The organism is Aeribacillus sp. FSL W8-0870 (assembly GCF_037963755.1).
GTDB classification, from domain to species: domain Bacteria; phylum Bacillota; class Bacilli; order Bacillales; family Aeribacillaceae; genus Aeribacillus; species Aeribacillus composti.
In genome coordinates, this window is sequence record NZ_CP150165.1 from 2,493,722 (window position 1) to 2,516,125 (window position 22,404).

The window sequence follows — 22,404 nt, forward strand, 5'->3', positions numbered from 1 at the left end:
ATTACTCTCCCCTTTTCCAAACGATTTTGCCGTCCACCATTGTTAAAACAGGCCAGCCTTTTGCAAGCCAGCCGTTAAACGGCGTATTTTTTCCTTTTGATGCAAATGTTGAGGCATCTATCCTTTTTTCTTCCTGTAAATCAATGAGCGTCAAATCTGCAGAAATGCCTTCTTTTAATTCCCCCATATCCAAGTTAAAAGCTCTAGCAGGCTTTACCGTCAACCAATCAACAAGCTGTTTCAATGTAAAAATGCCCCGTTCGACAAAATATGTGTACAAAAGAGGAAAGGCAGTTTCCAACCCGACAATCCCAAACGGCGCCTTATCGACCTCTAAAGATTTCTCCTCCATCGTATGAGGCGCATGATCCGTAGCAATAAAATCGATTGTTCCATCCAACAGCCCTTCGATTAATGCTTTCTTGTCTTCTCTGCCTCTAAGCGGCGGATTCATTTTAAAGTTCGGATTAAGCTCCGGAATATCTTCATCACATAAAAGAAGATGATGCGGGGTCACTTCGCATGTCACGCGGATGCCTGCTTTTTTGGCGTCTCTGACGGCTCTGACGGATTCTTTTGAACTAATATGGCACACGTGGTAATGGCAGCCGCTAGCTTCTGCCAGCAGAACATCTCTTGCAATTTGAACGGATTCACATACAGATGGAATGCCGGATATACCGTGATTTTTTGCAAAAACTCCATCATGGAAGGATCCGCCGTTGATAAGGGTATTGTCTTCACAATGCGCGACAATTGAATATCCTTTCTCCGCCGCTTTTTTCATTGCCTGAAACATCATGCCGGCCGACTGGACACCTACGCCATCGTCCGTAAAGGCAAAAGCACCTTCCTCTTTTAATGCATCAAAATCCGTTAATTCGCTTCCGCTTTGCCCAAGTGTGATCGCTGCATAAGGAAGAACGCGAACCTTTGCTGTTTCTTTAATTCGCTTTTGTAAATTGATCATTTTTTCTTTCGTATCAATAGGCGGCTTCGTATTAGGCATGGAGGCAACGGTTGTAAAGCCGCCCTTCGCTGCAGCCAGCGTGCCGGTGGCAATCGTCTCTTTCGCTTCTCCACCCGGTTCACGCAGATGAACGTGAAGATCGATGAATCCATGGGAAAGAAGCTTTCCGTTGCAATCGATCACGTCTCCCGCTCCATCAGCTATCTCTTCCGATATTTGTTTGACTATTCCGTTTTCCACAAGAACATCCCGTTTTGTCAATTCGCCTTCCTCTGTTAACAATTGCGCATTTTTAAATAGAATGGACATGTTTCTTCTCTCCCCCTTGTGCTTTACTTTCAATCGCCTGTTTTATAACTGCCATGCGGACAAATACACCGTTTTCCATCTGTTTAAAAATTCGCGATCGGCTGCACTCTACTAAATCTCCGTCGATTTCAACTCCTCTGTTGACCGGTGCAGGGTGCATAATAATCGCATGGTCCTTCATCATTTTTTCCCGTTCCTTTGTCAATCCGTACTGCTCCAAATATTGATCAGCTGTCCATTTTTCGCTGTGGCGTTCATGCTGGATTCTTAAGAGCATCACAACATCTGACATTTCGATTGCTTCATTGATCGATACGTATGTACCGTATGGATTGGTGTCGTCCCGAAATTTTTCAGGTCCAGAGAACAATACGGTTGCCCCGAGCCTTGTCAGCACTTCTGCATCAGATCTTGCTACACGGCTGTGGCGAATGTCACCGATGATGGAAACCGTCAATCCGTTAAAACGCCCAAACTCTTCACGAATTGTCATCAAATCGAGCAAACATTGCGTTGGATGGTGTCCGCACCCATCGCCAGCATTTAATATGGATACTTGGACACGGCCGATAAGCTCGTCAAAATACCGGTCCTCGGGATGTCGGATGACGACCGCCTCGACACCGATCGATTCTAAAGTTTTTACAGTATCGTACAACGATTCTCCTTTTTGAATGCTTGAAGAAGCTCCATCCACATTTAAAATGTCAAGTCCAAGTTTTTTTTCAGCAGCTTCAAAACTAAACCTCGTCCTCGTACTCGGCTCAAAAAACAAGTTGGCGATAAATGTTTGTTCTCTGACTTTCCATCGTTTTCCCATTTTAAAGCGTTCCGCTTCATCCAAAATGGCAATAATCTCTTCAGTTGACAGCGTGCTCATTGTCACTAAATGTTTCATCGCTTTCTTCCCCTTTCCTTTAAATAAAAGCGATTGACGTTTGAATTTTAAAAAAACACCCTGCCAAGGCATGACAGGGTGTAAGCAAATGACGAAGCATGATTTGTCCCACACACCCTTGAAAGCCTCTCTGGACTTTTTTAAAAGGTGATTGCTACGCTACTGAATCTTCTTCATTTGTGTCAAAAATATGTTCTTCTTTTTTACCTGGGAGCACAAAGTTTAAAATGACGCCAATGATTGCAGCTAATGCCATTCCGTGTAACTCAAAGCTTTCCCCGAACTTAATCATCGCTTCGCCAATTCCTATTACTAAAATGACGGAAGTGATGATTAAGTTTCTTTTTTCGTTCAGATCAACTTTATGCTCAATCATCATTCTTAATCCTGAAGATGCGATGATCCCGAAGAGCAGTATTGAAACGCCTCCCATTACTGGAGTTGGAATCGAACTGATCAAGGCGGAAATTTTTCCAATAAAGCCAAACAAGATTGCAAATAGAGCTGCACCGGCAATGACATAAACGCTGTAAATCCTTGTAATCGCCAATACGCCGATATTTTCGCCATATGTCGTGTTCGGCGGTCCACCGATAAAAGATGCAATCATGGTTGCCGCTCCATCGCCGAGAATGGAACGGGCAAGTCCAGGGTCTTTGATTAAATCTTTTCCGATTACTTGGCTTAGCAGCATTTGGTGACCGATATGCTCGGATAATGTCACCACTGCGACTGGAACCATCAGCAGAATGATTTCAGATGTAATGTGAGGTGTATAATCAACAAATGGAATGATAAAGTTCGGGAGCTGAAACCATTTGGCTTCCGCCACTTTTTGAAAGTCGACAATACCGATTATAAGCGAGTATACATATCCGCCGAAAATTCCGATTAATACAGGGATTAGGTTAAAAAATCCTTTAAAAAATGCCATTGTTATAATAGTGATCAGAAGCGTAACAAGGCCTGCTGAAAAGTGAAGCAAGCTGTAATGTCCTTTAGGATCGTTCATGGCCATACTCACAGCTGTTGATGCAAGGCCAAGTCCGATTACCATAATTACTGGACCGACGACAACAGTTGGAAGTAATTTCATAATCCATTTATATCCTGTCTGTTTGATGATAAGCGCGACAACCCCGTAAACTAGGCCTGCCAAAAAGCTGCCGATCATCGCCGCTCCTACACCGCCGGCAGCTTTAGCCGCAATTAACGGTGTGATGAAGGCAAAGGAGGAGCCGACATATGCCGGCACTTTTCCTTTTGTTATCAAAATAAATGCGAGTGTGCCGAGACCGCTGGAAATCAAAGCAACAGAAGGATCAATTTTGACTAAAAACGGTACGAGAATCGTTGCTCCAAACATGGCAAATAAATGTTGGAAGCTTAAGGCGAGCCATGTGATAAAATCAGGTTTATCATGAACATCTAGTATAATATTTCTTTTCATGTTTTTTCCTCCTTATGGAATTTGCACAAAAAAACCTCTTTGGCCGATGAGGCACAAAGAGGTTTTTGCCAAAGTGCATACAAATAGCGTATACACCTTTCGAACCCCTTTGCAGCCTCACGGGACTGCTATTAAAAGGGACATCTATTCATTTTCATAAATGGATACTTTTTCTTTTTCATCTACTTCCAAAAGCTGTACAACAATTTTTTCTGATTTTGAAGTAGGTATGTTTTTCCCGACATAATCCGCTCGGATCGGCAGTTCGCGATGGCCGCGGTCAACAAGTACAGCTAGCTGGATTTGCGCTGGCCTGCCGTAGTCAACAATGGCATCCATCGCTGCCCGTACCGTTCTTCCCGTGTAAAGGACATCGTCTACTAAAATGACTTTTCGATTGTTAATATCGATCGGGATATCTGAACCTTTAACGAGCGGTTCGCCGCTTTCTGTTTTTTGTGTTAAATCATCCCGGTAAAAAGTAATGTCAAGGTTGCCGACAGGTATCTCTTTTCCTTCAATGTCCTCTATTCTTTTTGCAAGACGTTTGGCAAGATAAATTCCCCTTGTCTTGATTCCGACCAAAACACAATTGTCTATACCTTTATTGTGTTCGATAATTTCGTGGGCTATTCTAGTTAGCGCCCTTCTGATCGCCTGCTCATCTAAAACAACCGCTTTTTCCGGCATGCTCATCACCTCAAATTTCGGTTAAAAAAACCTCTCATCCTGAGGATGAGAGGTTTTGTGCATAGCTCACCTATTGCCATACGATTCCTTCTCAGCCTCACGGGACTGCAGTTAAAGGATGCTGTATTGTCTAAACGTATTATGACAGAGCAGCTCGTAAATGTCAACGATCATTTCTTAACATTTGCAAAATCTTTTCGAATTCTTCCGGGAGCGATGCTTCAAACTTCAAAAACTCTTTTGTTCTTGGATGCTCAAAACCAAGTACGCCTGCATGAAGAGCCTGTCCATGAATCGGAAGTGTTTTTTTCGGTCCATATTTTGGATCGCCGGCTAGCGGAAAACCGATATATTTCATATGCACGCGGATTTGATGCGTTCTTCCGGTTTCCAGCCGACATTCAATATATGTATAATCCGAAAATCGTTCCAGCACATGAAAATGGGTGACAGCTTCTTTACTGTTTATTTTTGTTACCGTCATTTTTTGCCGATCCTTTGGATCCCTGCCGATCGGAGCATCAATTGTGGCATGATCGTGCGGAATTACCCCGTGTACAATCGCCTTATATCTCCTTTCAACCCTCTTTTCCATTAATTGATTTGCTAATGATTCATGAGCGTAATCATTTTTGGCAACCATTAATAAACCTGAAGTATCTTTATCAATCCGGTGAACAATTCCCGGACGAAGGACTCCGTTAATTCCGGACAAATCTTTACAATGATATAAAAGACCGTTCACAAGTGTTCCTGAAGTGTGTCCCGGCGCTGGATGGACGACCATCCCACGCGGTTTATTGACAACGATGACATCTTCATCCTCATAGTATATATCAAGCTCCATCGGCTCAGGCTTGACATCCAGCTCTTCCGGTTCTGGAACAGATACAGTGATGACATCACCAATTTGGCACTTGTAATTGGCCTTCACCGATTTTTCATTTACTGAAACAACCCCGTCCTTGATCCAATTTTGGACCAACGTTCTTGACCAATTCTCATCTTTATTGGCCAAAAATTTATCTATTCGTTCATGTTCCTCTTTTTCCGTCACAACAAAAGTAAATTGCTCCATTTTCTACTCCTTTTGCTTCTTTTCTTCAAAAAACAGAAAATATATGAAAAGTAAAATAACACCGATTGTTAAAGATGAATCGGCAATATTAAAAATTGGAAAATTATAACCGAAAATATATGTATGGATAAAGTCCACCACCTCTTTGCGGAAAAGGCGGTCAATAAAATTCCCAATCGCTCCGCCGAGCATTAAGCTGAGAGCAACCCCCAGCATTGCATTTTGTTTCGCATATTTTTGCATATAATAAATAATCGCTACGACAACAATAATGGTAATCACATAAAAGAACACCATCTGGTTTTGCAATATTCCCCAAGCCGCTCCTTTATTGCGGTGAGACGTTATGTATAAAAATCCGTTGATAATTTCAATGCTTTCGCCAATTTCCATATTTTTTACGATCAGCCATTTTGTCCATTGGTCGAGAGCGATGACAAATAATGCAATCAAATATTTAAGCACACTGCGTTCCTCCACTCACTGGCAAGTTTCCATCAAATTTTAGCACATTTTTTGACAAACAGTAAAGAAGGGGAACAAGCAAAAAAGTGAAGCTTGTTCACTTCACTTCTTAATGATATTCTAGTGTTTTTTTTAAATATGATTTCATATTGAGAAAATCATGAATCGTTCTGGCTGTCGGAATTTGTGCCAATTGTTCGAGCGGCAATTTTTGCAATGTTTCTTCACATATGCCATAAAGTCCATATTCCATTTTTTCCAATGCAAGCTCAACATCGTTGAGCTCATTTTTTACATCCCGGATAAAAATCGGGTCATCCAATTGACTTTTGGCGAGCCGCGCATTAAGTTCGTTCTTCATTAACGTTAATTCGTCTTTGATTTGATCGAGCGGATTCATTATTAAAACCCCCTCGTCTGTTTTGTATTTATATTGTAACCGCCGTACTGCCTCCTATCACATTCAAGTTTTTCCACACACGTAAATAGCGGCTTGGAAATGATTCACACTTTAAAAGCTAAAAAGCTGAATTCTTCTTTCAATTTTGAGCAAAGTATTCATTTTTGAAAAAGCATCCGAGAAAACTTTTCCAATTGACTATGACGGATTTCAATGAAAGATCGTTCTTTTTATGACACTTCTTTATGAGGAAGCATTGCTAAATGAAAAAACTCCCTGTTTGCACAGGGAGCTGATAAAACTATGCTAGATGGCTGTAGTGATCTTTCACAATGCTTGCACATCTTTTGCACAATGTCGGATGGTCTTGATCAGTGCCTATATCTGTTGAAACAACCCAACATCTTTCACAAGTCTCACCATCCGCTTGCTTCACAATTATTTTGATGCTATCAAATGTTTGCGCTTCTTCTGGAGCATCTTTGTAATCACCGGCAATTTCTAACTGGGAAACAATAAACAGCTGTTTTAAGTCCTCTTGTATTGAATTGAACAATTCTTTTATTTCTTCGTTCGGATAAAGGATGAGAGCAGCATTTAACGATTTGCCGATCACTTTTTCATTTCGGGCAATTTCCAGGGCCTTTAATACATCATCGCGAACTGACATAAACTGATCCCATTTCGCTTCAATCTCTTTGCTGCCTTCAATCTCTACAGCTTCCGGCATATCGACAAGCTGTACGCTCTTTTCTTCGACTGATTCAATATGTCCCCATACTTCTTCTGTTGTATGCGGCAAAATCGGTGTCATCAGCTTTACAAGAGCAAGAAGCGCTTCATATAAAACCGTTTGGATAGAACGTCGATTATGGCTGTCAGCAGCCTCAATATACAGAATGTCTTTTGCAAAATCAAGATAAAATGAGCTTAGCTCAATCGTACAGAAATTGTGAACGTCATGATAGATGGATGCAAAATCATATTCTTCATATGCTTTTCGCACTTTGGCAATTAGTTTATTCAGTTTAATGAGAATATAGCGATCCACTTCTCTTAATTTTTCTACAGAAACACGATGCTGATTTGGATCAAAATCAAACAAATTTCCTAACAAGAAACGGTACGTGTTGCGAATTTTCCGATATACTTCAGATACTTGTTTTAAGATTGCATCAGAGACGCGAACGTCCGATTGATAATCAACTGATGCTACCCATAGACGAAGAATATCTGCTCCAAACTGTTCCGTCACTTTGGCAGGAACAACAACATTTCCTAACGATTTGCTCATTTTCCGTCCTTCGCCGTCCAGCGCAAATCCATGGCTTAAAACGCCTTTATATGGAGCTTTTCCGGTGACAGCAACTGCTGTAGACAGCGATGAATTAAACCAGCCGCGATATTGGTCAGAGCCTTCTAAATAAAGATCAGCAGGACGCTGCAAATCTTCCCGTTCAACTAAAACTGCTTGATGAGAAGAGCCTGAATCGAACCAAACGTCCATAATGTCTGTTTCTTTTGTAAAAATGCCGTTCGGGCTTGAAGGGTGTGTAAATCCTTCTGGAAGCAGGTCTTTTGCTTCGCGTTCAAACCAAACGTTCGAGCCGTGCTCGCGGAACAGTTTTGCCACATGTTCAATCGTTTCATCTGTTATGATCGGCTCCCCATTTTCACCATAAAACACTGGAATTGGCACGCCCCATGCCCGCTGACGGGAAATACACCAATCGCTTCGATCGCGGATCATGTTATGAATGCGAATTTCTCCCCAATTAGGGATCCATTTCGTTTCTTTAATTGCTTGCAGCAATTCATCTCGAAAATCTTTAATGGACGCAAACCATTGCGCTGTTGCTCTGAAAATCGTTGGTTTCTTTGTCCGCCAGTCATGTGGATAGGAGTGCGTAATAAATGAAAGCTTTAGCAATGCCCCTACTTCTTCTAATTTTTCCGTTATTTTTTTATTTGCGTCATCATAAAACAATCCTTCGAACCCTGGAGCTTCTTCTGTCATGTACCCTCTTTCGTCGACAGGACATAATACGCCTAGGTTATATTTTTGTCCGACGACAAAATCGTCTTCCCCATGGCCTGGCGCTGTATGGACGCATCCTGTACCAGCGTCGGTCGTTACATGTTCGCCAAGGATCACTAATGAATCGCGGTCATAGAACGGGTGTTTCGCAACCACATATTCCAGCTCTTTGCCTTTAAACGATTTCACTACTTCATATTCTGTCCAGTCCAGCTCTTTTGCCACTTCTTCGAGCAGGGCAGATGCGATCACAAACTTGTCAGCTCCAACCTTCACTACAGAATATTCCAAATCAGGATGAACAGCAATTCCTAAGTTTGCAGGGATAGTCCACGGAGTAGTCGTCCAAATGACGATTTTTTCTCCATCTGTTAATACATTTTTTCCGTCCTTTATTTCAAATGCAACATAAATAGAAGGCGAGCGTTTGTCATAATATTCAATTTCCGCCTCTGCCAAGGCAGATTCGCTCGATGGAGACCAATAAACCGGCTTCAAGCCTTTATAAATATATCCCTTTTTCGCCATTTCTCCAAAGACGCGAATTTGCTGAGCTTCATATTCTGGTTTCAAGGTGACATATGGATTTTTCCAGTCGCCTCGAATTCCAAGGCGTTTAAATTGCACGCGCTGCCGCTCAATTTGCTCCCATGCATATTGCTCGCAATGTTTTCGAAACTGCGCGACATCCATCTCTTTTCGATTGATTTTTTGTTTCTTCAAAAGTGCTGTTTCAATTGGCAGACCGTGTGTATCCCATCCTGGAACATACGGTGCGCAATATCCGCTCATGGATTTATAACGGACAATAATGTCTTTTAAAATTTTGTTTAAGGCATGCCCCATATGAATATCCCCGTTTGCGAACGGCGGACCATCATGTAATATGAAAAGAGGCCGTCCTTTCGTGCGCTCCTGCACTTTTTCATAAATATCCATCTCTTCCCATTTTTTCTGGATCTCAGGTTCTTTTTTCGGAAGGTTTCCTCTCATTGGAAAGTCTGTTTTCGGCATTCGTAACGTCTCTTTATAATCCATTCCCATTCCTCCACATAATATTTGTTCACTAAAATAAAAAAACTCCTCATCCCTAAGGGACGAGGAGGAATCTCGCGGTACCACCCTTTTAGATGCGCACAAATCATGCACATCCACTCATAAACATAACGGACTTGGCCGCCACAGCCTACTAGCATGTTTCAGCTATGGACTCAAGGGTGATGTTCATCCTTTCGCCTTTACCCGGGCTTCCACCGTCCCCGGTTCGCTGTCATAAAGGGCTTGAAAGGACTACTGTCCCTCTCATTGTTTTGTCATATTCCGTTTTATTTTCGTATTATATGAAATCACGAACAAAAAAGTCAAGTTATACTTTCGGTTCTTCCGCTTCTTCTCCTAAGATTGGCTCGACATTGTATTCCATTAAGTGATCCCAATCATCATTTTTTAGCAGATCAAGCTGTGCTTCGATGAGCATTTGAAAACGGGTGCGGAATACTTTTGACTGCTTTTTCATCTCTTCGATTTCCATTGCAATTTTATGCGATTTAGCAAGTGCTTCATTGATGATTCTGTCAGCATTTTTTTCCGCTTCTTTAATGATCAGCTTCGCTTCCTTTTGAGCGTTTCTTTTCACATCTTCCGCAGCTTCCTGCGCAACTAAAATCGATTTATTTAACGTTTCTTCTATATTTGTAAAGTGATTCAGCTTCTCGGTTAATTCCTTCACCTTTAATTCCAATTCTTTCTTTTCGCGGATGACCATTTCATAATCTTTAATCACTTGATCTAAAAACTCATTTACTTCATCTTCATCATAGCCGCGAAAGCCTTTTGTAAATTCCTTGTTATGAATATCCAGCGGGGTTAAAGGCACAAATTCCACCTCCATATGTATGTTTTTCGCAAAACACTAATCCAATTATAAACGATTTTTCGACAGAATGGGCAAAAATCTTTCCATTTGTAATATTATTTTTGTATTCCGATCTTAATGCGCCACTTATCTTTTCTTGTTTTCCCTTCAATTGCCAAAACTTTGCTTCTTCCGAATCCTCGGACAGATAACACATCATCTTCCGCAATTTCAAAATGAGCATCCTCAACAATTTTCCAATTGACTTTGACAAGACTATTTTCAATAAGCGATTTTATTTTTTGCCGAGATTGGTGATAAACATTTGCTAGAACAGCATCGAGCCGAAGCGAAGAAACGGTGATCAAAGAAATATCCATTTCTTCTTCATGAGAAAACACATCTTCGAATGGAATCTGTTTCAAACGAACGGAAATCTTTCCAATTTTATTCCAGTTCAGCTGCAGAAAATTGGCAATTTCTTGCGCAACCATGACTTGCACCGTTTCATCATGAATGATAATGTCGCCGAACTTGCTCCGTTTTAAGCCGAGCGACATAAGCGATCCAAGCACTTCGCGATGTGATAATGTTACGAATTTTTTCGGGAACATGATTTCAAATGCGAACATTGAAAAATCATCTAATGTCGGTTGAATATAGTCAGGGTAAAAAAAAGCACGCTTTCTTTCAGCATTTTTATAGCCTCCGAAAAATTGCACGTGAACATCCGGATTTTCACCGATCAATGTCTTAATGATTTTCTGTTCCCGCGGATCTAAAAAATCGGTCAATTTTGGCCGATATTGCTCAGTCACAATTTGTTTCCATCCAAAGACTTTGTCAATGAACTCCCTTTCTTCTTTGCGAAAATGCTGATAAACACTCTCCATAAGAGACAACTCCAATTATGATATGAAAAGAGCCGATTGGCATACAAAACAATTCGAATGTCAATCGGCGAATGAATTTTATGAAATCATACTAAAAAGAGCATACAGCCCATAATCTGCAAAATGCAGGGCAATCAATGCAACAATAGGAGATACATCAATCATCCCTAATGGAGGAATGATTCTTCTAAACGGTTCTAAATAAGGCTCACATATAGCCGCTAAAAATTGTCCAATGGACGTTTCCCTTGCATTCGGAAACCAAGACATCAAAATATAAATGATAATCGCATAGGAATAAATATCGAGCAAAAAACTTAATATGTTATATATTGTCCCCATCAATCATTTCTACCACCTTTTATTTTCATCATCTGCCATGAAATCGGAAATGGAGCCGGCGACATCTACGTTATCTGGGGTACATAAAAATATGTTTGTTCCAACACGCTGGATGTCTCCGCCAATCGCATAAACAGTGCCGCTTAAAAAATCAACAATTCTTTTTGCCTGATCATGCCCGATCCGCTGCAAATTGACAATGCATGAACGGCGGTTTTTCAGATGATCAGCAATTTCTTGCGCCTCTGAATACGTTCTTGGCTCACATAATATTACTTTAGTGGATTTTTGGGCGCTTTGCAAACTTACAACATTTTGTTTTCCGAAAGCGGCATTTTTTTCAACGCTGCTGTTGTGATTGAACATAATCGGTTCATGTTGGTGTTTCTCTTCCGGAGCTTCCATATCTTCAATCTCATAATCTTCATCATCGAGAGCAAAAAAGCTTTTAAATTTATTCTTTAAGCTCATCTGATTTACCTCCAGTTTCGTTTTATGTACCTACTAGCGAGGAGCCGATGCGAAGATAAGTAGCCCCTTCTTCAACCGCGATTTTGTAGTCGTTGGACATCCCCATTGATAGCTCTGTACATGGTGCATTCGCTATATTTAGTGCTTTCACTTGTTCCTGCAGTTGCTTTAAACTTCGGAAGCATCTTCTGATTTCATCTTCATCTTCTGTAAATGGAGCCATTGTCATTAATCCGACAACTTCGATATGGCGATACTCCTTCAACTGTTGAATAAAATCAATGCATTGTTCAGGAGCCACGCCATGCTTTGACTGTTCGCCAGATGTATTTACTTGCACAAAGCATTTGATCGTTCGATCTGCTCTTTTTTCAATTTCGTTTGCTAGCGATATTCTATCCAACGAATGAATATAATCGACCTTGTCTATAATATTTTTCACTTTTCGAGTTTGAAGTGTGCCGATGAAATGCCAGACAGCTTTTGACCCAATGCTGTTATATTTCGATAAAAAACCGTCATCCCTGTTTTCGCCTAAGTGTAAAATGCCTGAATTTATCGCCTCTATAGCCCGTTCTACCGTTACATATTTCGTCACTGCAATAATTTGGATATCATCTATTTTTCGATTTGATTTTTTGCATGCTTGTTCGATTTCCTGTTGGATTCGTGCTAAATTTTCTTTCACTGACAAGGCTTAGTATCCCTCCTTCAAACCGATAAATCCCATCATTCGTCCTGTTTTCCCTTGATCTCTTCGATGGGAAAAAAACAAATCTTGATCGCAGCTTGTACAATATGAGGTCAATAGGATTTGATGTTCCGGCACTCCTTTTTTCATTAACAATCTTTTGTTGATTTCTGCAAGATGAATAGAATAAAGGCCGTTCTCAAGCTGTTTATAAAATGTCGTCTCATTGTCAAAAAGAGGTTTGATCGCATCGATCACATCGTCATTGACGACATAACAGCATTCGCCGATTGAAGGACCTATGGCTGCAAATATATTTTGAGCTTGCACACCTTCGTGCAAAACCCAACTGTCGATCATTTCACCTGCTATATTTTTCGCAGTCCCTCTCCAGCCCGCATGTGCGATGCCAATCAGTGAGTCTTTTGGAGAAAAAAAGAAAATCGGAACACAATCAGCAAAAAAAAGGGAAAGTAATATATTTTTTTCCGATGTGTATAGGCCGTCCGTTTGAGTGATGCATTGACGATATGTAAAAACCCCTGATCCTTTATGTTTATTTACTACCTTGACAATTTGTTTGTCATGGACTTGATCGGCACATACCCAGTTTGGTAGATCAAAACGAATTTTGTCCCCAATGATTTTTCGATTTTTGATCACCGTTTCCTTTTCATCATTCACATGAAGACCTAAATTTAATGAAGCAAAACCATTCTTGGAAAATCCTCCTTTTCTCGTCGTAAAACCTGCTGTAATCTGAGAATGAAGCTTCGCCCAAGCAGGTATGGAGAAAAAAGATTCATCTGTTAATTGAAACGGTTCATGTTTCATTGTACCATTCCTCTTCGACAATTCTCTTATTTTTATTTTAACATATCTTTAAGCCAACATTTAACCAAAATTCGTGCGATTCTTATTCTGTTTCAACATTTTTCGAAACTCTTACTAAAATAACATCTTTTCCGATTTTTACGATGTTCCTCCAAGGAATGACAATTTCTTCCCCTTTTCCAAAAAAACCTAAAACCTTCCCTTGACTAGTGATCATGATCGCTTGAATTTTACCAGTTTTTAAGTCGATGTCAACGTCTTCAATGCTTCCTAATTTTTTTCCGTCATGGACATTCACAACATCTTTTATTTGCAAATCGGAAATATGGATCATGCCGGCTTCTCCCCTCAAGTATTTTTACAATCAGTATATGAGTTTTTTTTTGAATGATGATAAAGGGCCACATTCAAAAGAATGTGGCCCAATGATTATTGAATATTTTTGGTCATTTGTTTAATGGCAGCTTTTTCAAGCCGAGAAACTTGAGCTTGGGAAATGCCGATTTCTTCTGCTACCTCCATTTGTGTTTTGCCTTGAAAAAACCTTTTTTTCAATATCAGCTTCTCCCGATCATTCAATCGTCTGATCCCCTCTTTTAGAACAATTTCTTCAATCCACTTGGAATCGCGGTTTCGCTCGTCGCTTAACTGATCCATGACAAAGATCGGATCACCGCCGTCGTTATAAATCGGTTCAAATAATGAAACTGGATCTTGAATGGCGTCTAAAGCAAAAACGATTTCTTCATGCGGCACATTCAGCTCTTTAGCAATTTCTTCTGCCTTCGGCTCACGTGACGTTTCGCTCATGAGTTTTTCACGCACCTGCAAAGCTTTATAGGCAATATCACGCAATGATCTTGAAACACGTATCGGATTGTTGTCTCGCAAATATCGACGAATTTCACCGATGATCATCGGTACAGCATAAGTAGAAAATTTTACGTTTTGGCTCAGATCAAAATTATCTATAGATTTCATCAACCCAATACATCCTACTTGAAAAAGATCATCGACAAACTCGCCTCTGTTATTAAATCTTTGGATGACGCTTAAAACGAGTCGCAAATTTCCGTTGACAAGCTTTTCTCTGGCTGATAAATCACCGCTTTGCATTTGTTTAAATAATTCTCGCATTTCTTCATTTTTTAAAACAGGAAGCTTCGAAGTATCAACACCGCAAATTTCAACTTTATTTCTTGTCATTTCGTTTCCCCCTTACAGGAGTTCTTGCTGTCTTAAGTTAAGTATCTCCCTGAAGGGGAAAAATATGCACAAGCTTTTCAGAGTGGACACGCTGTTGATTTTTCGCTATACATGCGACTAGCAAGCAAAAATTACACCATTTTATTAAATTCTTTTCGAAGACGCTTAAGAATTCTTTTTTCCAATCTTGATATGTAAGATTGAGAAATCCCGAGCATGTCAGCCACATCTTTTTGCGTTTTTTCTTCTCCGCCATGCAATCCAAACCTAAGCTCCATTATTTGTTTTTCTCGTTCATTTAATTGCTGCAGCGCCCGCATTAATAGCTTTCGATCAACATTAGCCTCCAAATCCTTTGTAATAATATCGTCTTCTGTTCCGAGAACATCCGAAAGAAGCAGTTCGTTTCCATCCCAATCAATGTTCAACGGTTCATCAAAAGAAACTTCAGATCTTGTTTTATTATTTCTGCGCAAATACATTAATATTTCATTTTCTATACATCTAGATGCATATGTCGCAAGCTTGATCTTTTTTTCGGGATTAAAGGTGTTGACTGCTTTAATTAGCCCGATCGTCCCAATGCTGATCAAATCTTCAATATTGATGCCGGTGTTTTCAAATTTTCGGGCAATATACACGACAAGGCGCAAATTTCGTTCAATCAAAATCGAACGGGCAGCCTTATCGCCGCTCGGAAGTTTTTTTAACAGTATTTCTTCCTCTTCCTTCGAAAGCGGAGGCGGCAGCGCTTCGCTTCCGCCGATATAATAAATTTCATCTGTTTTGATCCCTAATTTTGTTAAAAACTTGTACCATATATACGTGAGATAAAGCTTAATTTTTTTCATGTTGTTCCCCCTTCTAAACAAATTGGTTTATGAGTATGCTATGAATAAAGGCTAAGAAGCATCTTTTTGTTTACCCGTCTGGATCATTTTTGGATGAATAATGCATTGATAATCGTCTTCGCTTGAAAGCCGCGAATGATTTAGTCCAATAAGCGGGCGGGACAGCATTAATGATTCTTCTTTTGTATGAATCACCACTTCGTCTGCTATTACGGCTAATAACAACTGAAGATCCTGGCCAACTGAGCGGTACGGAATAATTTTCAGCCTGCCGATCCATTCTTTCTGTTCTATTGCTGTCACAGCCTCCATAGGATTTCGATTTGAAATGACTTGGTGCATACTTTCAGGAAACACGGTCATTAATTTTTCCGCTTCGGCAATCATGACTGGCTTCTTAGTGATGGGATCATACAATTGATTGCCGCTGTCAATCAATCCTTTTACTATTACTTTTTTCTCCATCATCGTGATCGAAACATCGACAATTTGATCATAGTGGATTTTTTTTGCTTCAACCTGTTCAAGCCGCAAGCGGGAAAAATACCAAATAATCGGAAAGCCGACCACGATAAATAACCAGCTGACAGGATTTCCGAAGCCATTTCCATTTGTTAAAATCATGTTATTTTGAAATGAAAAGCCTACTTGAAAAAAATAATAAGTGCCAAGCATACCTCCCCCAACTGCAAAAGTGACAAAATAGAAAGTCAATAAATTTTCTATAAAGTAGCGAAACTTCTTAAAGCCAAAAGCATAAAGAACCATCACACATGAGAGGATTAGTTTTGATTCCGGACGGCTCGCCAGCTGTGCGAAAGGCGAAAAAAGCAATATCACAATAGCGGAGCCGATGAGCGAAGCAATCATTATTTTTTTCCATACAATGTTTCTCTTTAAGATGATTGCTGTAAGAAAAAGGAGCATGATATCAAAGCAAAAATTCATCAGCCAAATAGCATCCAAATAAATGGTCAACCGCCTCTTCCTCTCCCACCATTCAATTTTCTAGGCTTCTGACTTGCTATTAATAGGTAGTATAAACGCTATTCATTCCAAATTGTGTCAAATAGTGGCGAGTACAGCATACAATTTTTGACGGATTCCTAATGTTTTCGTCGAATGGAAAAATGGTTAAAGAAAAAAAAAACGGTACAAGCCTTTTAGAGGAAGAAAGCTAAATTGCTGAAGTTGTAAACACTTTCGTTAAGCGACGATGGGGAAATTACAGGAGATCTTTTCTTAAAAAAGCTGTGTAAATGTTTATACTTTTTCAGAACGAGGAAAAAGCCTGGCTAAAAAGCCAGGTCCTTTCGCGTATATATCTGCAATTTATATTCCACAAAAAATATTAGAACTTACCATATACATGGCATTAAATTTTCAGCAAGGATCCGCATTTTTTTCAAAAGGCATGTCGTATTTTTTCATAAAGTTTTGATTCATTCGTTTTGCTATTTTCGGGAACGCGTTCAAATCTGTTTATCTATTTTTACATAATTTTTTGATTCTTTCCGCCGTAATGCGATTTTTGAACAAATCATGCCTAAAAGGAATCTCTGAATCCTGCAAATATTTATGTTCCAGTCCAATATTTAAACTGTTTTACGCATGCAAATATTAAAAACCTTCCATTTTGCCCGCTTGATGAGCTTTAAGAAAAAAGCATGGATGACGTCTATTGTCACCCATGCTTTTTTTAGCGGCGCTTTCTGTTTCTTAAAAATGTCGGGATGTCAAGCGTATCTTCTGCCTGCTGCAATGCACGGCTCGTAATGTCGTGAGTCGGCTCTTCCTTTTTCACTTCACGCTTAGTTGCAACATTTGGCTTCTTATTAGGAGCAAATGGTCTCGCTTCTTGCTTGCTAGGATTTATTTCAGTTTCTCTAAATCCAGTTGCAATCACTGTTACAACAATTTCATCCTTCAAATCTTCATTAATAACAGATCCAAAGATCATGTTGACATCTTGGTCCGAGGCTGATGCAACAATATCGGCTGCTTCTTGAACCTCATATAGGCTTAAATTTGTTCCGCCGGTAATGTTCATCAATACTCCTTGCGCCCCATCGATTGAAGTTTCAAGAAGCGGACTTGAGATTGCTTTTTTGGCAGCTTCAGCCGCTCTGTTCTCTCCCGTTGCTACTCCGATTCCCATCAATGCAGAACCTTTGTTCGACATAATCGTTTTCACGTCCGCAAAGTCTAGATTGATGAGTCCCGGCACAGCAATTAAATCAGAAATACCTTGCACTCCTTGACGAAGAACGTTATCCGCTTCACGGAAAGCTTCAAGCATCGGCGTATTTTTATCAACAATTTCAAGAAGTCTGTCATTCGGAATCACAATAAGAGTGTCAACGGCTTCTTTCATGGCTGCAATTCCACCAGCCGCCTGCATAGCGCGTTTTCTTCCTTCAAACGTGAACGGCCTTGTGACAACGCCGACCGTCAGTGCTCCTAAATCTTTGGCAATTTGCGCAATGACAGGTGCTGCACCAGTTCCGGTGCCTCCTCCCATTCCAGCCGTTACAAACACCATGTCTGCACCTTTTACAGCTTCTTCAATTTGTTCCTTGTTTTCTTCAGCAGCTTTTTTTCCGACCTCTGGATTTGCTCCTGCACCAAGGCCCCTTGTCAATTTTGCGCCAATTTGCATTTTTGTTTCTGCTTTTGAAAGGTTTAATGCTTGTGCATCAGTGTTGACAGCAATGAACTCTACACCTTGCACACCATGTTCAATCATCCGGTTGACGGCATTATTTCCGCCGCCTCCTACTCCAATAACTTTAATTGTTGCAAAGCCGTCAATATTCGTATCGAACTCCAACATGCAAAATCCTCCCTAATCCATCAATGCTCTATTGACGAAATTTATTCGAAAAAGTACCCAAAAAATTTCTTCACTCTGCTCATTTTTTCTTCATTTTGACGCTTCGTTTTTTGCTTTAAAGTCACTTCATTCGCTTCACTCGGAACAGTTTGCTTAATCTGTTCCATCTCCACCTTCGATCCAATCCGTCTCCCTTGAATTTTTGCATTTTTGTAGGCAAACTGGATGAGACCGACACCTGTCATGTATTGAGGATTTCTAACACCTATGTAGTCGGGGCTAGCAATCCGAACATTGTGGGCGAGTACAGTTTGAGCAAGTTCAAGCACACCAGGAATGTTTGCACTTCCGCCAGTTAACACGAAACCTCCGGGCAATTCCCTGAAGCCCAGTTTTGCAATTTCTTGAGCTACAAGAAGAAAAATTTCCTCCATTCTAGCCTCAATAATATCAGCTATTTGAAGCTGATTGAATTTTTGCATTTTATCGCTGCCTATAATCGGAACATCAAACACCTCGTCTTCAGATGCATGATCATAAAAGGCATGTCCATGTTTAATTTTAATTTTTTCAGCATTTTCTGTGGAAGTTCTAAGACCAATTGATAAATCGTTGGTAATGTGTTCTCCCCCAACCGGTAGAACGGAAGTTGTTTTTAACTCTCCGTTTTCAAAAACTGCAATGGTAGTGGATCCCCCGCCAATATCGATAAGAGCTACGCCTAAATTTTTTTCGTCTTTGGATAAAGCAACTGAACCACATGCGAGAGGCTGAAGTGCAATATCCGTAATTTCAAGGCCTGCACGTTCAACGCAGCGCAGTAAATTATGTAGAATAGTTTTTGATCCGGTGATGAGCAGTCCTTCCATTTCCAGCCTAACTCCCAACATTCCCCTTGGATCATGTATCCCGTCAAGACCGTCTACAATAAACTGCTTCGGAATGCAATCTATAATTTCCCGATCTGGGGGAATGGATAAAACTTGTGCAGCTTCAATGACACGCCTTACATCTTCATTTTGAATTTCTCGGTTTTCACTTGAAACTGCCACTACTCCTTGACAATCTTGAAGTTTTACATGAGAGCCGCTCACACCGACAACAACTTTATGGAGGGGCATGCCGATCATTCTTTCCGCTTGTTCCACAGCCTTTTTAATAGAATGAACGGTTTCATCTATATCAACAATTGATCCTTTTTTTAAGCCTTTTGATTTCACATTACCAACACCAATAACGTTTAACGATTCATCCATCATTTCGCCAATGATTACTTTTACATTGGATGTACCGATGTCAAGACTGACAAATATTTCATTGCTGTTCAATGCTTTTGGCACCTCCTTATCCAATACTACTATTCTATTACGTCCAATAGAACAATACAATGAAACGAACGTTACATATTTGTTTCAATTTGTATATGTGTAAATTCAACACTTGATCTATTTTCCCTTTTAAAAGTTGGATTTTTTTTTGTTCGTATTTCTGCCGCTGTTCCATTTTGCGATTAAAATTCTGCGAATAACCGCTATATTTTGGAAAAGCCGAACTCCAAAAGCAAACATTGCTACTAAATACAAGTCTACACCAAGATGAACGCCGAGAAAAGCTAAACTTGCAGCTAAAAGTATATTAAAAAAGAATCCGGAAACAAACACAAGCTCATCATAAGAGTTTTGCAAGTATGCCCGGAATCCCCCGAACAGAGTATCAAGCGCAGCAAGTATGGCTATTGATAAATAGTTGGAATATTCATCTGGAATTTGAATGTTGCTGTACAGACCTAAGACGATACCTAAAAGAATTCCGATAACCGGGAGCCACATAACTAATTCCCTTCCTTTTCATCTTTAAGAGGCGCCATATTTTGAATGCGGATCGATTTTTCATAAGGCGGTATAATTAGCTGTTTCTGCGGTGCAGATACGGTCAATTTCAAATTATCAATCGCAAAATCGTCTTTCAATGCAGATCCATTTATTTTACTGTAAAGTTTTTCAGCGTCGTTTGATAAAATTTTGATTTCAATCGGGTAAGTGTTCAGACTGTTTCCGTCAATTTTCGTTATTCCGTTAATATCGCGGATAACGGTTGTGTTGACAACTCTGTATCCGTTTATTGAAATTTCTTTTGCTTCATAAGAGTTCACTTCATTGATCAGACGCTTTAAAAGCTCTGGCGAAATCGGCTGAATAGGTTTTCCGAGCAGGTTGCTGTCAAACAAAGGCTCAACTGTGAGAACGACACCCTCACCTTTTACTTCGGTTAAACCCGCTTTCGCCTTCAGCTCTTCTAAAGTATCTTTCAACGCTTTTTCAGGACTTTCGTTTTTTTCCATTTCCCTTTGCATTTGGTCATATTTGCGGATTTCTTCTAACAATTCCACTTGAAGCTTCTGTTCTCTTTTTAAATCTTCACGGAGCTCCCACATATCCCTCGTATCACGCTCGTCCGGTTCTTCTATGGATCGATATTGCACGCCAAGCATAAACCCAAAAATTGTTGTAATGATGGAAAATGTAAAGGCAAATTTCCATTTTGGTTTAATCAATCGTCCATCACCTTTCTTTTTTCTAGAGCTAGGTTAGCTAGGGTTTCCGCTAATCATCCAGTTCATTTGACAAATAGGGCCCCATTTTAATTTCTTTTTTCTTTTCCACCTTTACAACAATATTTTCATAGGCAAGCTGATCCAAAACGCCTCCTGCAATGTTTAGCGCCTGCGTCAATACCTCAGCATCTCCGATGGCAGAAATAACAAATGGAGCGGGAAATTGGTTTCCATCTACCGTTACGACGGGGCCGTTACAGATGATATAAGAATGATGGAATATTCTTTGTCCGTTGATCGCTACAGCGGTCGCACCTGAAATGAGCAATTCATTCACAACTTTAAAGATGTGGCTTTCATGAACAATATAATTGTTCACATTTTCCCCTTCTGGAACATAAGAAGAGTCTTCGAGCGTCACTTCAATCCCTTCGCCGACAACCCCTACCTCTCCTACAAACATCCTCAATTTTTCAACATCTTCAACTAAGTTATAATAAAGCTCTTTCTCTTTTTTCAATTGCTCTTCAATTTCTGTAACTTTTTTTTGTTTTTGAAAAAGCTCCTCCTGGAGCTTCCGGTTTGTTTCTTCTTGATTGATCAGCAGCTTTCTTGTTTCATATTCTTTTTCCCACTGTTCTGGTGATACATTCAAATCTTTTCTTTCTTTTGTCCATTGAAAAGAATATGAAATTAAGAAACCGACGACGAGCATAATAAAAAATAACATGACATGGCTGGCATTAGCTTTCCTCATCGGCTTTGTCCCCTTTATTCTTCTGTGATCCTTTCTTGCTGTAAGGCTCAAAATAAGAACCGACTTCTAAGTGGATAATCCCTTTTACTTTCGGGTTGAGTTCTTTTACAATCATTGGATATGAACGCATTTTTTCAGCAAAAGTTTTCATAGAAGCTCTCACTTCATAGCCGTTGTTCATAAATAATGTAATTATGTACGGATCCATTTTTTCCGGCGTATAGTGAACCTCAGAAATGGAATTGGAAATGGAATGCGGAAGGTTTGTCAATTGTTCAGTCATGAGATGAGCAAATTCAGCATCGTCAAAACCGAATAAGATCGGAGCATCAGGCACTTTTACGCTTTTTTGTCCATCTAAAGTTTCCCCGTTTTCCAAAACCGGGTAAAAGGATGATCCATTGGACACGTAGGCTACTCGTTTCATTTCTTCAATTTCAATCCGAATGGTGTGAGGGAAAATTTTGACTATGTTCGCACCTTTCACTTCTTTATGTTTTTTCAAGGCTTTGATCGTTTTTTCTTTATTAACACTCCAAAAATTCGTCTGTTGATCGATACCGGAAAGCGAAATGATTTCATCGCTGGGAACATTGACATTTCCGCTCACTTCTACGTTTTTCACTTTGCTTAACGGCGTTTCTAAATAAATAATTAATAAAATAAGCAAGGAGAAGGTGAGAATAAATAGTATAAATCTCCTATTTGCCTTTTGTTTGCGCTGCTGCTTGAGCTTCGGTATCCGATCCTCGATTGAAACGATTTTTTCTTTTTCCAAGTCTATGTTCACCCCATCCTAGATTCATTGAATCCAGGTTT

Annotated in this window: 24 protein-coding genes and 1 other annotated feature; all 24 genes read right to left on the reverse strand. The window is 40.0% G+C overall.

The features are described from left to right. Window position 1: 1 nt before the first annotated feature. Window positions 2-1,279, reverse strand: a complete 1,278-nt coding sequence (locus NSU02_RS12035) for a dihydroorotase (protein ID WP_063388472.1) — start codon at window positions 1,277-1,279, stop codon at window positions 2-4. Then, window positions 1,263-2,177, reverse strand: coding sequence for an aspartate carbamoyltransferase catalytic subunit (locus tag NSU02_RS12040; RefSeq protein ID WP_311066243.1), 915 nt, complete (start codon window positions 2,175-2,177; stop codon window positions 1,263-1,265). The genes NSU02_RS12035 and NSU02_RS12040 overlap by 17 nt, the downstream gene beginning before the upstream one ends. A 154-nt stretch (window positions 2,178-2,331) precedes the next feature. Then, on the reverse strand, window positions 2,332-3,627 hold the full coding sequence (locus NSU02_RS12045; protein ID WP_063388473.1) for a solute carrier family 23 protein: 1,296 nt from the start codon (window positions 3,625-3,627) through the stop codon (window positions 2,332-2,334). Between the two features lie 144 nt (window positions 3,628-3,771). Then, window positions 3,772-4,317, reverse strand: a complete 546-nt coding sequence (gene pyrR / locus NSU02_RS12050; protein WP_063388474.1) for a bifunctional pyr operon transcriptional regulator/uracil phosphoribosyltransferase PyrR — start codon at window positions 4,315-4,317, stop codon at window positions 3,772-3,774. A gap of 163 nt (window positions 4,318-4,480) precedes the next feature. Then, entirely contained in the window at window positions 4,481-5,395 is a 915-nt protein-coding gene (locus NSU02_RS12055) for an RluA family pseudouridine synthase (RefSeq protein WP_130156258.1), read from the reverse strand. Between the two features lie 3 nt (window positions 5,396-5,398). Continuing rightward, window positions 5,399-5,875 (reverse strand): signal peptidase II, encoded by a 477-nt coding sequence (lspA, locus tag NSU02_RS12060; RefSeq protein WP_063388476.1) that lies wholly within the window; start codon window positions 5,873-5,875, stop codon window positions 5,399-5,401. Between the two features lie 94 nt (window positions 5,876-5,969). Continuing rightward, a complete protein-coding gene (locus tag NSU02_RS12065; RefSeq protein WP_130156256.1) occupies window positions 5,970-6,260 on the reverse strand; it encodes a molecular chaperone DnaK in 291 nt (96 codons plus the stop codon). A 301-nt stretch (window positions 6,261-6,561) separates the two neighbouring features. After that, window positions 6,562-9,336: an isoleucine--tRNA ligase gene (ileS, locus tag NSU02_RS12070; protein WP_066246579.1), complete on the reverse strand. Its 2,775-nt coding sequence runs from the start codon at window positions 9,334-9,336 to the stop codon at window positions 6,562-6,564. A gap of 52 nt (window positions 9,337-9,388) precedes the next feature. After that, window positions 9,389-9,613: a binding site (T-box leader), on the reverse strand. A 51-nt stretch (window positions 9,614-9,664) separates the two neighbouring features. Continuing rightward, window positions 9,665-10,174 (reverse strand): DivIVA domain-containing protein, encoded by a 510-nt coding sequence (locus NSU02_RS12075; protein WP_063388479.1) that lies wholly within the window; start codon window positions 10,172-10,174, stop codon window positions 9,665-9,667. A 95-nt stretch (window positions 10,175-10,269) separates the two neighbouring features. After that, entirely contained in the window at window positions 10,270-11,046 is a 777-nt protein-coding gene (locus tag NSU02_RS12080; RefSeq protein ID WP_063388480.1) for an RNA-binding protein, read from the reverse strand. Window positions 11,047-11,124: 78 nt separating this feature from the next. Then, the gene (locus NSU02_RS12085) at window positions 11,125-11,388 is read right to left on the reverse strand and encodes a YggT family protein (protein ID WP_063388481.1); all 264 of its coding nucleotides are present in this window, start codon (window positions 11,386-11,388) and stop codon (window positions 11,125-11,127) included. A gap of 9 nt (window positions 11,389-11,397) precedes the next feature. Continuing rightward, window positions 11,398-11,859 (reverse strand): cell division protein SepF, encoded by a 462-nt coding sequence (locus NSU02_RS12090; protein ID WP_063388482.1) that lies wholly within the window; start codon window positions 11,857-11,859, stop codon window positions 11,398-11,400. A 22-nt stretch (window positions 11,860-11,881) separates the two neighbouring features. Continuing rightward, the gene (locus NSU02_RS12095) at window positions 11,882-12,553 is read right to left on the reverse strand and encodes a YggS family pyridoxal phosphate-dependent enzyme (RefSeq protein WP_066246582.1); all 672 of its coding nucleotides are present in this window, start codon (window positions 12,551-12,553) and stop codon (window positions 11,882-11,884) included. A 3-nt stretch (window positions 12,554-12,556) separates the two neighbouring features. Beyond that, the gene (pgeF, locus tag NSU02_RS12100) at window positions 12,557-13,384 is read right to left on the reverse strand and encodes a peptidoglycan editing factor PgeF (RefSeq protein WP_063388484.1); all 828 of its coding nucleotides are present in this window, start codon (window positions 13,382-13,384) and stop codon (window positions 12,557-12,559) included. Window positions 13,385-13,466: 82 nt separating this feature from the next. Further along, window positions 13,467-13,718, reverse strand: coding sequence for a YlmC/YmxH family sporulation protein (locus tag NSU02_RS12105; RefSeq protein ID WP_063388485.1), 252 nt, complete (start codon window positions 13,716-13,718; stop codon window positions 13,467-13,469). 95 nt (window positions 13,719-13,813) lie between these two features. After that, the gene (gene sigG, locus NSU02_RS12110) at window positions 13,814-14,590 is read right to left on the reverse strand and encodes an RNA polymerase sporulation sigma factor SigG (RefSeq protein WP_063388486.1); all 777 of its coding nucleotides are present in this window, start codon (window positions 14,588-14,590) and stop codon (window positions 13,814-13,816) included. Between the two features lie 131 nt (window positions 14,591-14,721). Then, complete coding sequence (sigE, locus tag NSU02_RS12115; RefSeq protein ID WP_339192966.1) at window positions 14,722-15,441, reverse strand: RNA polymerase sporulation sigma factor SigE; 720 nt, start codon at window positions 15,439-15,441, stop codon at window positions 14,722-14,724. A gap of 51 nt (window positions 15,442-15,492) precedes the next feature. Further along, complete coding sequence (spoIIGA, locus tag NSU02_RS12120; RefSeq protein WP_327856266.1) at window positions 15,493-16,419, reverse strand: sigma-E processing peptidase SpoIIGA; 927 nt, start codon at window positions 16,417-16,419, stop codon at window positions 15,493-15,495. Between the two features lie 721 nt (window positions 16,420-17,140). Next, window positions 17,141-18,274: a cell division protein FtsZ gene (gene ftsZ, locus NSU02_RS12125; protein ID WP_063388489.1), complete on the reverse strand. Its 1,134-nt coding sequence runs from the start codon at window positions 18,272-18,274 to the stop codon at window positions 17,141-17,143. A 41-nt stretch (window positions 18,275-18,315) separates the two neighbouring features. Further along, window positions 18,316-19,602 (reverse strand): cell division protein FtsA, encoded by a 1,287-nt coding sequence (ftsA, locus tag NSU02_RS12130; RefSeq protein WP_327862800.1) that lies wholly within the window; start codon window positions 19,600-19,602, stop codon window positions 18,316-18,318. Between the two features lie 129 nt (window positions 19,603-19,731). Further along, a complete protein-coding gene (locus NSU02_RS12135) occupies window positions 19,732-20,103 on the reverse strand; it encodes a small basic family protein (protein ID WP_311066249.1) in 372 nt (123 codons plus the stop codon). Between the two features lie 2 nt (window positions 20,104-20,105). Next, entirely contained in the window at window positions 20,106-20,828 is a 723-nt protein-coding gene (locus tag NSU02_RS12140; protein WP_232515562.1) for a DUF881 domain-containing protein, read from the reverse strand. Between the two features lie 49 nt (window positions 20,829-20,877). Continuing rightward, a complete protein-coding gene (locus NSU02_RS12145) occupies window positions 20,878-21,585 on the reverse strand; it encodes a DUF881 domain-containing protein (protein ID WP_063388492.1) in 708 nt (235 codons plus the stop codon). After that, window positions 21,572-22,363, reverse strand: a complete 792-nt coding sequence (locus tag NSU02_RS12150; protein WP_063388493.1) for a cell division protein FtsQ/DivIB — start codon at window positions 22,361-22,363, stop codon at window positions 21,572-21,574. Before NSU02_RS12150 ends, NSU02_RS12145 begins: the two co-directional genes overlap by 14 nt. Between the last annotated feature and the right edge of the window lie 41 nt (window positions 22,364-22,404).